The sequence below is a fragment of the Paenibacillus sp. N3.4 genome (assembly GCF_008017805.1).
Lineage (GTDB): Bacteria > Bacillota > Bacilli > Paenibacillales > NBRC-103111 > Paenibacillus_E.
Genome location: NZ_VRTT01000043.1, coordinates 22,752 through 35,224 on the forward strand (window position 1 = coordinate 22,752; position 12,473 = coordinate 35,224).

At 47.3% G+C, this 12,473-nt stretch carries 10 protein-coding genes; all 10 read left to right on the forward strand.

Annotation, left to right across the window (positions count from 1 at the left end):
• The first annotated feature begins 60 nt into the window (after nucleotides 1–60).
• Nucleotides 61–1,455, forward strand: coding sequence for a bifunctional UDP-N-acetylglucosamine diphosphorylase/glucosamine-1-phosphate N-acetyltransferase GlmU (gene glmU, locus FU659_RS20785; RefSeq protein WP_147949313.1), 1,395 nt, complete (start codon nucleotides 61–63; stop codon nucleotides 1,453–1,455).
• Between the two features lie 99 nt (nucleotides 1,456–1,554).
• Entirely contained in the window at nucleotides 1,555–2,199 is a 645-nt protein-coding gene (locus tag FU659_RS20790; RefSeq protein WP_147949314.1) for a 50S ribosomal protein L25, read from the forward strand.
• 115 nt (nucleotides 2,200–2,314) lie between these two features.
• Nucleotides 2,315–2,458 (forward strand): hypothetical protein, encoded by a 144-nt coding sequence (locus FU659_RS36440; RefSeq protein WP_222708595.1) that lies wholly within the window; start codon nucleotides 2,315–2,317, stop codon nucleotides 2,456–2,458.
• A 135-nt stretch (nucleotides 2,459–2,593) separates the two neighbouring features.
• Nucleotides 2,594–3,154: an aminoacyl-tRNA hydrolase gene (gene pth / locus FU659_RS20800; RefSeq protein WP_147949316.1), complete on the forward strand. Its 561-nt coding sequence runs from the start codon at nucleotides 2,594–2,596 to the stop codon at nucleotides 3,152–3,154.
• Between the two features lie 132 nt (nucleotides 3,155–3,286).
• A complete protein-coding gene (gene fin, locus FU659_RS20805; protein ID WP_147949317.1) occupies nucleotides 3,287–3,514 on the forward strand; it encodes an anti-sigma-F factor Fin in 228 nt (75 codons plus the stop codon).
• 73 nt (nucleotides 3,515–3,587) lie between these two features.
• Nucleotides 3,588–7,115 carry a transcription-repair coupling factor gene (gene mfd / locus FU659_RS20810; RefSeq protein ID WP_147949318.1) on the forward strand — a complete coding sequence of 1,176 codons (3,528 nt, stop codon included), beginning with the start codon at nucleotides 3,588–3,590 and terminating at the stop codon, nucleotides 7,113–7,115.
• Nucleotides 7,096–8,190 carry a peptidylprolyl isomerase gene (locus tag FU659_RS20815; protein WP_147949319.1) on the forward strand — a complete coding sequence of 365 codons (1,095 nt, stop codon included), beginning with the start codon at nucleotides 7,096–7,098 and terminating at the stop codon, nucleotides 8,188–8,190. Before mfd ends, FU659_RS20815 begins: the two co-directional genes overlap by 20 nt.
• 245 nt (nucleotides 8,191–8,435) lie before the next feature.
• A complete protein-coding gene (gene spoVT, locus FU659_RS20820; protein ID WP_147949320.1) occupies nucleotides 8,436–8,978 on the forward strand; it encodes a stage V sporulation protein T in 543 nt (180 codons plus the stop codon).
• Nucleotides 8,979–9,111: 133 nt separating this feature from the next.
• Complete coding sequence (locus tag FU659_RS20825; RefSeq protein WP_147949321.1) at nucleotides 9,112–10,845, forward strand: putative polysaccharide biosynthesis protein; 1,734 nt, start codon at nucleotides 9,112–9,114, stop codon at nucleotides 10,843–10,845.
• 105 nt (nucleotides 10,846–10,950) lie between these two features.
• The gene (gene yabN, locus FU659_RS20830; RefSeq protein ID WP_147949322.1) at nucleotides 10,951–12,471 is read left to right on the forward strand and encodes a bifunctional methyltransferase/pyrophosphohydrolase YabN; all 1,521 of its coding nucleotides are present in this window, start codon (nucleotides 10,951–10,953) and stop codon (nucleotides 12,469–12,471) included.
• Nucleotides 12,472–12,473 lie beyond the last annotated feature (2 nt).

The following is a 12,473-nucleotide window of genomic DNA, read 5'->3' on the forward strand; positions in this document are numbered from 1 at the left end:
ATTCATCACTTATTACATAGAAACGAAGAACCATTTTTTAATAAAGGGGTTGGAACGAAGTTGAAACTAATGGCTATTGTACTGGCGGCAGGACAAGGAAAGCGAATGAAATCTAAGCTTTACAAAGTGCTTCATCCCGTTGTGGGTAAACCGATGGTTGGGCACGTTGTAGATACGCTGCAGGATATAGAAGTAGATCAAACGCTTGTCATTGTTGGATATGGAGCAGAGGCTGTGCAAGCTTACCTGGGTGAGCGTGTGGCGTATGCTTTACAGAAGGAGCAGCTTGGCACAGGCCATGCTGTTCTGCAAGCGAAGGAAGCTCTCGGCGCGGAGGAAGGTCTGACGATTGTTATTTGCGGCGATACACCGCTTATCTCAGCAGCTACGCTGAAAAGCATGATTGAGCTTCATCGGCAATCAGGCGCATCAGCCACGATATTGACAGCCAAGCTAGATGATCCGCATGGGTATGGACGTATTATTCGTGGGGAAGACGGGCGTGTCACACGTATTGTGGAGCAAAAGGACTGTAATGCCGAGGAAGCGGCTGTTCAGGAGATTAATACAGGGACTTATATTTTCAATAATCGCAAATTGTTCCATGCTCTTGCCTCCGTAACAAATCAAAACGTACAAAATGAATATTATTTGACTGATGTGATTGGGATATTAACAGCCGCAAGTGACGTGGTGCAAGGCTATTGCATGGCAAACAGCGCTGAATCTATTGGGGTCAATGATCGTGTAGCGCTGGCAGAAGCTGAGCGATTGTTCAAAGAACGAATCAACCGCCAACATATGCTTAACGGTGTGACGATCATAGATCCGTCGAATACGTATATCGAATCGGGTGTTACGATTGGACTGGATACCGTTCTGCTGCCGGGGACAATTTTGCGTGGGAGTACGGCAATCGGGGATAACTGTACGATCGGACCGCAATCGGAAATTATTGATTCGACGATCCACGATGAGGTCACGATTAAGCAATCCATCCTACAAGACGCGTTTGTAGATGATGGTGCAAGTGTGGGGCCATTTGCTTATTTACGACCAGGTGCTAATATCGGTAAAAATGTGAAAATCGGAGACTTCGTAGAGATTAAAAATGCAACGCTGGGCGAAGGCACCAAAGTGTCCCATTTGAGCTATGTAGGGGATGCGATGGTAGGAAGTAATGTAAATATTGGCTGTGGTGCGATTACGGTGAACTACGACGGATTCAACAAGAGCTTGACGGAAATAGGCGATGATGCGTTTGTAGGTAGCAATGTGAACTTGATCGCTCCTGTCAAAATTGGCAAAGGCGCTTATGTTGTCGCTGGTTCAACGATTACACATGCCGTAGACGATGGAGATTTGGCGATCGCGCGCGAGCGGCAATCCAATAAACCGGGCTATGCAGATAAGATTAAAGCGCGGATGAAGGCGAAGAAAAATAGCAAGCAATAATTAAATCTCGTTTTGTAACAAATGAATTGGATGGAACTTCCTACAGTTGGGTAAGCTATAAATTAGCTGTTAACTCAATTTCAGGAGGTTCTTTTTTATATGGTATTGTCCTTAAAGGCGGAAATCCGCAAAGACACAACGAAATCCGATATCAAACAACTGCGCAGTAAGGGCAGCGTGCCTGCTGTTGTTTATGGCGACAAAGTGCCGTCTACGGTGATTGCGGTAGATCAAAAGGAACTGATGGCGCTGCTTCGCCATAACCCGCATGCAATCATTGAATTAGACTTACCCAATGGCAGCGGAAAGCAGCCTGTTATGATCAGTGAAGTACAGCGCGATAAGCTCAATCGAGAGCTGCTGCTGCACGTCGATTTTCATCAAATTAATATGGATGAGCCGGTTAAAACGGTTGTCAGCTTAGAGTTTGTCGGTGATTCAGAAGGAGCTAGAGAAGGCGGGATTGTGCAGGTTCAAATGCATGAGTTGGAAATTCGCTGCTTGCCGAGTCAAATTCCAAGTTCGATCCAGGTAGATATTTCGGGGCTTGGATTAGGCGAGAATTTAATCGTTAGCCAACTTACAGTTCCTGCAGGTATTGAGGTCAAATCCGATCCTAATGAGTTAATTGTAACTATTCTTGCTCCTCAGAAAGAGGCTCCTGAGGAAGTGTCCGCACAAGAGGATGACAATGGGAAAAAAGATCATCCTGTTCCTGAAGCGAAGACGGAACAAACCGTATAATAACAGAATGAAAGAAAGGGTACCCTTACTCCGTGTAGAGGGTATCCTTTCTTTTTGAACTGCCCTAATAACCGGGGCGCGATACAAAAACGTGCGTTTTTCTGTTGTAAAATGTATGATTTACCTTAACGAAATGCTCGTTGTAAATTTCAATAAAGCCTATATCCTTATGCAGGTTTTGATAGTATACTTGGACGGGAATGCCGGCATCTGTATGATCTTGAAAGTGATGGTCGAGCGAAAGCTGTTGACCGTTTAGATACATATAGCTGATTCACCTGCAACTATGGGAATTTGATGGTTACTTTTATTTACATATAGGTAAACAATAACCTTATTAGGTTGGTTCCGCAAAGGATTTTTTAGTCTAGTTTTGAGGAGGACACGGAAGCACATGAAATGTTTTATAGGATTAGGCAATCCAGGCAAGCAATACGAAATGAATCGACACAATGTTGGATTCATGGCCATTGATCATTTCGCAGTTAAATGGGGCATTACCTCTTTTCAGAATAAAGGAAAGGGACTTCTGGGTGAAGGTAATGTGAATGGGACCAAAGTTTATTTGCTGAAACCAATGACCTACATGAATCTTTCCGGCGAATCGATGCGGGCGTTTCTGGATTTCTATAAAGCAAATTTGGAAGACATAACGATTATTTACGATGATATGGATACGCTCTTCGGTCAGATTCGTCTTCGCTATCAAGGAAGCCCAGGAGGGCACAATGGGATTAAGTCTATTATCCAGCACGCGGGGACACAGAGTTTCAATCGCATCCGTGTGGGTGTTAATCGGCCTGCACCGGGCTATAATATCGCAGACTATGTTCTCTCGAACTTCTCTAAAGAAGAAATGAAATCGATTGACGAGGTTTTGGATCTTACGTGTGAAGCCATGTTGTTCAGTCTTGACCAATCCTTCGAGAGAACGATGGCGAAGTTTAATAAATAAGGGATATAATATGTCATTCCCTATATATGTACGCCTTTCATATATCCGAAAATGCCGAAAGCTTTTAGGCTAATTTCTACCCCTAATGGTCATACTAGGAGGTAATAGGATAATTGAAGGAGGCATACATATATGATTAAGTATATATGCAGGCATTGTCACACCTTTGTTGGAGAAATTAATCAAAATACGATCACGGAACAGCAGTTAGGTTTCCATTTCTTGACCCCCGAAGAGCGGAGAGATATAATATCGTATAACACGAATGGAGATGTTACGGTTAGGGTTGTATGCGACTACTGCCATGAGGCTTTAGAAGCGAACCCGGAGCTGTCGCTGCTGGCAAGTCCACTGCAGTAAATGAATGACGATAAAGAGTTAATAGCCGAGGCAAGTGTGCCGAGGCTTCTTTTTGTGAGAGGAGTGTACTTGTTTGCAAGCTTTAATTCAAGCTTTTTCTGCGGATTCCGACTTTCAAACGATCGTGTCAGGCATCAGGTCCGAGATGAAAGAGCAGCTCGTTGCCGGACTTACCGGCTCCTCCAAGCAGGTGATGATTGCAGCTCTTGCGCGAGATTTGACGCGTCCACTTCTCATCGTGACCCATAATATGTTTGCTGCTCAAAAAATAGCAGAGGATTTACTAGAATGTCTATCGGCCAATGAAGTGCTGCTCTACCCATCTCAAGAGCTTCTGACGACAGAAGAAGCGGCTTCCAGCCCCGAGATGCTAGCGCAGCGTATTGACGTTCTGACGAAACTGGCAGGTGGATACCGCGGAATTGTTATTGTTCCTTTCGCTGGTGTACGCAGATTGCTTCCTCTCAAACAGGTGTTCGAGGATTCCCAGGTCACTGTTAAGGTCGGGGATGCGATTCAACTGGATGAGTTGCTAAGCCGTTTATCGAGTCTTGGTTACGAGCGCGTGGAGCGGGTCGAGACCAAGGGTGAAATGAGTGTGCGAGGCGGCATATTGGATTTATTTCCATTAACGTCTGAGCATGCGATACGGATTGAGCTTTTTGATGTTGAGGTGGATTCGATTCGTTCGTTTGATGTGAGCGACCAGCGTTCCATCGATAAATTAGAATCGATAACGATTCCTCCATGTCGCGAGATTCAGGCGGATAGAAAGCGATTACATTCTGCTGCCCAGCACGCCTACGAGCTGCTTCAGGCGCAATTGGAGAAGATGACGGATCGGGGAGGCAAAGATAAGCTGCTCGAAGGCATCGGACAGGATATTGAGCTCCTTCGTGAAGGACAGACGTTTCCAGGTATTTATAAATATATTTCACTTCTATACACGGAAAGACAAACTCTTCTGGACTACATGCCCAAAGACTCGGTGCTCATGATTGACGAGCCCGCTCGTTTGCTGGAGACGGCGAAGCAGCTTGAACGCGACGAAGCTGAGTGGATGATGCATGCTTTGACGGAAGGGAAGAGCTTGCCGGCTTTTGTGTTGTCCAAATCGTATGAGTCTCTGCTGCACCGGAGGCCTTTTCCTACGCTGTACTTATCGTTGTTCCTGCGTCAGGTCGCAGGTATTCAGCCGCAAAACATTGTAAACTTCGTTTCGCGTGTCATGCAGAATTTCCATGGTCAAATGAATCTGCTGAAAGCAGAGATGGAGCGCTGGAAGAAAAACGGAAGCCAAGTTATTTTGCTCGCGAATGGAGAAGATCGAGCTGAGCGTGTGCGGCGTGTGCTGCAGGACTATCAAATTGAAGTACCGGAAATTGTAGACGGGAATCTGCAAACAGGCTTTGAGATGCCTTCGATTCATCTGGTCGTGATCACAGAAGGCGAAATTTTCACACAAAAGCAGCGCAAAGCACGCAAAGTGGAAAAGAAACTGGAGAATGCAGAACGTATCAAGAGCTACCAAGAGCTTAAGGTAGGCGATTACGTTGTTCACGTGAATCATGGTATCGGGAAGTATGTCGGAATCGGCACATTGGAAGTGGGGGGTATTCATAAGGATTACCTTCACATCATGTATGCGGGCGGAGACAAGTTGTCCGTACCCATCGACCAGATTGATCTGATCCAGAAGTATGTAGGTTCCGAAGAAAAGGAACCAAAGGTTTACAAGCTCGGCGGGGCTGACTGGGCAAGAGTCAAGAGCAAGGCGCGCGCTTCCGTTAAGGACATTGCCGATGAACTGATCAAGCTTTATGCTGAGCGGCAGGCAACAACCGGGTATGGGTTCAGCAAAGACAGCTCTTACCAGAATGAATTTGAAGCCATGTTTCCTTATGACGAAACGCGGGATCAACTGCGGGCCATTGAAGAGATTAAGGTGGATATGGAGAAATCCCGTCCGATGGATCGTTTGCTTTGCGGCGACGTAGGTTACGGCAAGACTGAGGTAGCCGTACGCGCAGCCTTCAAGGCGGCAATTGACGGCAAACAGGTAGCTGTTTTGGTACCAACGACCATTTTGGCGCAGCAGCATTACGAAACGTTCCGTGAACGGTTCTCGGGCTATCCGTTCAATGTTAAAGTACTGAGCCGCTTCCGCTCCAAGAAGGAACAGACGGAAGTGATGAAGGGTGTAAAGAAAGGGACGGTTGATGTTGTCATCGGTACTCACCGTCTGCTGTCTCAGGACGTGCAGTTCAAGGATCTTGGCTTGCTCATAGTCGATGAGGAACAGCGATTCGGCGTGTCCCACAAAGAGAAGCTAAAACGTCTCAAGACCAATGTGGATGTGTTGACGCTGACCGCGACGCCCATACCACGAACTTTGCATATGTCGATGCTCGGCGTAAGGGATTTATCGGTTATCGAAACGCCGCCGGAAAATCGTTTTCCCGTTCAGACGTATGTGGTTGAATACGGTCCTTCACTGGTTAGAGAGGCCATCGAGCGGGAGCTAGCCCGTGAAGGTCAGGTCTATTATTTATATAATCGTGTGCAGGGCATTACCCAAATGGCGGATCAAATCGCTATGATGATTCCGGATGCGCGCGTCACCGTCGCTCATGGGCAGATGGGAGAGCAAGAACTGGAGAAAACGATTCTTGACTTCCTAGATGGTGAGTACGATGTTCTGGTCAGCACGAGTATCATCGAGACCGGAGTCGATATTCCGAATGTCAATACGCTAATTGTTCATGATGCGGATAAAATGGGGCTTTCCCAGCTTTACCAGCTCCGTGGGCGTGTAGGCCGTTCTAATCGGGTTGCCTATGCTTATTTCACATATCAGCGCGATAAAGTGCTTACAGAAGTTGCCGAGAAACGTCTGCAAGCGATTAAAGAGTTTACAGAACTTGGTTCAGGCTTTAAAATTGCCATGAGGGATTTATCCATCCGCGGCGCGGGCAACCTGCTAGGCGCAGAGCAGCATGGTTTCATCGCTTCGGTAGGGTTTGACTTATATTCCCAAATGTTGGCGGAAGAAATTGCAAAGCTGAAACTAGAAATAGATGGAGAAGCTGCTGTGCCGGAACCGGATTGGCATACTTCTATCGATATACAACTGGATGCCTACCTGCCATCCGACTACATCTACGACAGCATGCAAAAAATCGAAATTTACAAAAAAGTGGCTGCTATTCGTACCCTCGAAGAAGCTGCGGATCTGCACGATGAGCTTGTCGATCGCTTTGGAGATCTGCCGCAGGCCGTTTTCAACTTATTGGCAGTAGCTCGTTTAAAAGCATACGGTTCGGAATATCGGATTGAGACGATCAGCCAAAAAGGGGATGATTACCTAATCAAGGTGCATGTCGACCAGAATAGCAGGGTCGAAGGACAGAAGTTAATCGCCTTGTCCAAAGGATTTGATGGTCGTATCAAGCTGAACGCTGATCCGCAACTGCATATCGTTATTCGCTGTAAAGGTATGAAGCCAGAAGCTTCCATCGAATTGGTAGAAAGATTTCTGGTACAATATAAGGATGTTCTGAAAACGAAAGGGGAATTACAGGATGTTGCCAAATCATACTAAAAAACAACGGTCATCTTCGAAAAAATGGATCTTAAGCATGGTGGCATTGCTTGTCGCATTTTCTGTACTAAGTGCGTGTGGCGAGAAAAAGAAGGATGGAGCCGCGGCAACTGCGTCTCCATCCACAACGGCGGCAACGGGGAAACCTACCGATGTCATTGCTACGTATAAAGAAGGCGGCAAAATTACCCGTGCCGAGTTCGATTCCTTTATCAATGTGAACAAAATGTTCTCACCGCAATTAGCGCAATTCATGACAGATCCTGCTTTCCAACAAGACATGCTGAAACAAATGGTCACTTTCCGTGTTCTTTCCGCGAAAGCCGATGATAAAGTGAAGGCTGATGCAGACAAACAAGTGACCGAGCAAATGAAAGCCATTACTGATTACTTCGGTAAGCAAGAAGGCGGGATGGACAAGCAGTTGAAAGACAACGGTATCGCGTTGAAAGATATCGAGTCTTTGATGAAAATGAGTTTCTATACGATGGGCAGCATGGAAGGTAAAGTTAATGATCAAGCTGTTCAAGATGCTTATAAAGAACAAGCAGCTGCGCATGCTTTTGATGTTGCCACAGTTAGCCACATCTTGATTTCGTTAAAAGATGCAGCAACCCAAAAAGACTTGCGTACCAAAGATGAAGCTTTGGCTAGAGCTAAAGAAGTAAAAGGGAAATTGGATAAAGGCGGAGATTTTGCGGCGTTGGCAAAAGAATATTCCGACGATCCGGGTTCTAAAGATAATGGCGGTACGTATAAAGATGCGGATATCAACCAATGGGTACCTGAGTTTAAAGCAGCTGCAAGCACGCTTCCTTTGAACACGGTGAGCGATCCTGTTGAATCGTCTTTTGGTTACCACGTGATGAAAGTGGAATCCAGAAGCACGAAACCACTGGATGATACGCTTAAAGCCCAAATTAAGTCGCAATTAGCGGAGAAATCCCTTTCTGATTTTGCGGAGAAGGAATACCCGAACTTGATTGAAACAAACAACTTGCCGAAACCGGAAGCAAGCCCGGCTCCTGCTGCAAGTGCACCAGCAAGTCCTGCGGCTAGTCCGGCAGCAAAGTAAGAACTTACCAGGATGTCCGATAACGGGCATCCTGTTTTTATTTGTTATTTTTGGACATGATAAGTGCAGCAGCGTGAAAGAGCTACATAAGAAATGGTATTAGGTAGAAGCGCCTGCATAGAAGAATGGGAAGTGAAGAATACTATGGATAGAATTCGAGTATCCTCCAAATCCAGACCTAGAATACAAGATTTCATGCGCCAGTCGTATCTAATTCTTCAGCGGAAAGTGAGGCATCTAGAGGTATGAAAGCAACTGGAATTGTCCGTCGGATAGATGATTTAGGGAGAGTTGTCATTCCCAAGGAAATACGACGAACCCTCCGCATTCGTGAAGGGGACCCGTTGGAAATTTTCGTAGATCGTGATGGTGAAGTTATTCTTAAAAAGTATTCACCGATTGGTGAGCTTGGCGATTTTGCCAAGGAGTACGCAGAGTCATTGTTTGAAAGCACGAACCATGTCGCGCTAATTTCGGATAGGGACAACATTATTGCTATGGCCGGGGGTTCCAAAAAGGACTATTTTGAAAAATCCGTCGGCTCGATTGTAGAAGCCTGTATGGAAAATCGCAAAGCCGTTCTCGAAAGCGGGAGCGGTCAGTATGAAATCATTAAAGATGTAAACGAAACGTTTTCCTCTTTCGTGGCGGCGCCCATTGTTGCAGGAGGCGACCCCATCGGGTCAGTTATCCTAATCAGCAAAGACGATAGTGTCAAAATGGGGAATATGGAAGTGAAGATGGTGGAAACAGCTGCTGGATTTTTGGCCAAACAAATGGAGCAATAAATCGAAAACCAAACATAAAGGCTTCCCTTACGGAGATGATGAGCATCTGTAAGCGAAGCTTTTTTTGTCTGCCATTGCCGATTTCGTTATAATACGTTTATAAGCATGACAAGCAGACAGAGGAGTAAGCTTTATGGGGAACATTGGCAATGAACATCAAGGGCGCGCAGAGGAGCTGGGAGGGCACTCGGAGAAACCAAGCACCAAGCTGCTAAAAGGCGCCGCTGTATTAGGGGTTGCTGCCATTCTCTCTAAGCTGTTAGGTACGCTGCAGAAGATTCCTTTGCAGAATGTCGCAGGTGATACGGCATTTGGTATCTACAATGCGGTATATCCGCTCTATATCCTCATCCTATTTGCCGCTACTGCAGGCTTTCCGGTAGCTGTTTCTAAATTTGTGGCCGAACGAGCTGTTGTTGGGGATGACAAGGGCGCGAATCGAATCGTTTATGTATCTTCTGGCCTATTAATGGGCTCAGGCCTTGTGTTGTTTTTGCTTCTCTACTTCGGTGCAGGGGAAATCGCAAGGTGGATCGGAATTATGCAAACCGAAAAAGGGATCCGCAGTGTCTCTTTTGCTCTTCTTTTGTCTCCTATTCTTGCAGTGCTTCGCGGCTATTTTCAAGGCTATCAAAATATGGTGCCTACAGCTGTTTCTCAAGTCATTGAACAACTCATTAGAGTAATTACGATGGTTGCTTTGCTGCTGTACTTGGTCGCTTTATCGCATGATGAAGAATGGATTGCGGCAGGAGCGACGTTCGGTTCGGTGACAGGAGCGGGAGCTGGGCTTGTGGTAATGTTCTTGTACTGGCGCAAAGCTCAAAAGCAGCGATTAACAAAGGCTGTGTTGGAGCCATCTTACGAACGCGTAGACAAAGTAGAAAATAAGGAGATTTCCTCCTGGCAGTGGGCGAAGAAGATTACGGCTTATGCGATTCCGGTTTGTTTGGGCGCTATTGTCGTTCCTCTACTGACGTTGGTAGATACATTTACCATGCCTCGCTTATTGGAAGCTTCTCATGGCAGTGAGGGCGAAGCTATGCGTCAGTTTGGGCTTTATAACCGAGGGTTGCCGCTTGTCCAACTCGTTGTTATGATCGCTTCTTCGATGTCGGCTGTACTCGTACCTGCTATAGCTGAAGCCAAAGCCAAAGGGCAGATTGAGCTTATTCGCTTTCGAGCAGAGATCGCAGTAAGACTTTCGTGGCTGATTGGACTTGGAGCATCGTTTGGACTTGCTTTCGCGGCCGTGCCGATTAATATCATGCTGTACAAAAGCAGCGAGTCCAGCTGGACGATGGCCGTGCTGGCCTTCACGGCCTTGTTCAGTACCATGAACGCTGTCTCAGCCAGCGTTCTCCAGGGGGCCGGCGCGATTCGCACGCCGGCAAAGGCTTTGTTCGTTGCCATCGTGCTGAAAGCACTCGGCAACGTGCTGTTGATGCCCCGCTGGGGCATCGACGGCGCCGCGCTCAGCGCGGTGATCGCCTATGCCGCTGCGGCGGGGCTGAATCTCGTGCAGCTGCGCCGCAGCACGGGGGTGCGCTTCGCGCTGCGGCCGTACGCCATCAGTCCCGCGCTGGGCGTGGGACTGATGGGCGTCTGCCTCGCAGCGCTGCAAGTGCTGGCCAAGCCCGCTGTGGCGGCTTGGCTGCACGTGCCTGAGCGATTGTGCGCGAGCGCAATCGCCATGGTGTGCGTAGTCGGCGGCGCTGCCGTCTACGGGCTCGCGCTGCTGCGCAGCGGCAGCATCAGCCGCGAGGAGCTGCGGCTGATGCCCGAACTGGACCGGAAGCTAAAGCCGGTCCTTGCGAAGCTGAAGCGGACGAAGCGCGGAGTAGACATCCCTGACGAACATACATAAGCTTGTCTTACAGCACAGTCCCATATATCAAGTGTAATCGTTGTACCAAACAGGATAGCTATTCCGTTTTAAAGCTATTCAATCACATTCAGGAGGTGTCAATTGATGATTGCAAACAACGCACAAATTACGGTTGTCGGACTCGGTACGGGCGATGAGGACCAGCTGACGCTAGGCGTATGGAAAAAGCTGCAGCAAGCGGTCAAGTCCCAAGCTTCACTTTATCTGCGCACGATGGATCATCCGATGGTTCATTTATTGGACACGAACCAGATTCCCTATCAAACCTTTGATGCCAACTACATGGCTCACCAAAGCTTTGAGCAAGTGTATGCGTCTATTGCTGATCGTTTGATCCAAGCGGCAAAGGAAAGCTCCGCAGAAGTCATTTATGCCGTTCCGGGTCATCCCATGGTAGCTGAATTTACGGTTCAGCTTCTTAAAGAGCGCTGCCCGGAAGAGGGAATTGCACTGAGCATCATGGGGGGAGAGAGCTTTCTGGATCAAGCTTTTATACGTTTCGGGTTTGATCCGATTGATGGTTTTCAACTACTGGATGCGACGAGCTTGAGTCGCTATGCCTTGAATCCTCAGCTGCATACGGTGATCGGACAAGTCTATGATACATTTACGGCGTCGGATCTTAAAATTAGCCTAATGGAAGCCTATTCCGATGACTACCGTGTAGTGGTCGGCCATTCTTTGGGTGTGGCGGGTGCTGAGCAGATCATAGAAGTGCCGCTGCATGAGCTTGATCATGTGAAAGGCTACGGAAATCTCTCGCTTGTGTGGGTGCCGAAGAGTGAGAAGGATCAAGATCTCTATCGCACTTTCGGAAGGCTGCATGAAATTGTACAAATCCTCCGAAGTCCGGAGGGATGTCCTTGGGATCGCGAGCAAACGCATGCCAGCCTCCGCAAAAATTTAATTGAAGAAGCGTATGAGGTATTAGAAACAATCGATGAGGATGACCCTGATCATATGTGCGAAGAACTTGGGGATTTACTGCTTCAAGTGATGCTGCATGCGCAGATGGAAGAAGAGATCGGCACTTTTACCGTGTATGATGTCATTGCTGGGTTGAATGAGAAGCTTATTCGTCGTCATCCTCATGTATTTGGTGAAAACAAAGCCGAGGATGCGGACGAAGCTCTAGTGAACTGGAACGCCATGAAGGCAGAAGAGAAGCGTAAGAAGGGAATTGATGTTGCGAAGCAATCGGTTCTGGATGGCGTTCCGCGCGATTTGCCCGGGATCATGAAGGCGTTGAAGCTTCAGAAGAAAGCAGCTGCGGTTGGTTTCGATTGGTCCGAGGTCGGACAAGTCATAAACAAGGTTGAAGAAGAGATCGCCGAGCTGCGAGAAGCCATCGTCAATGAAGCCGAAGAGGGCTCCCAAGAAAGGATTGAGGAGCTGGGGGATGTCCTGTTTTCCATTGTCAATGTGGCGAGATTCCTACAAGTCGATCCGGAGGAAGCGATCTCACAAACCAATCGTAAATTCGTCCAAAGATTTTCATATATCGAAGAACAGCTGCGTTTAAGAGGGCTTTCTTTTGAACAAACTGGTTTATCAGAGATGGAAATGTACTGGCAAGAAGCAAAAAAAGTTGCAAAACTTCCGTAAGA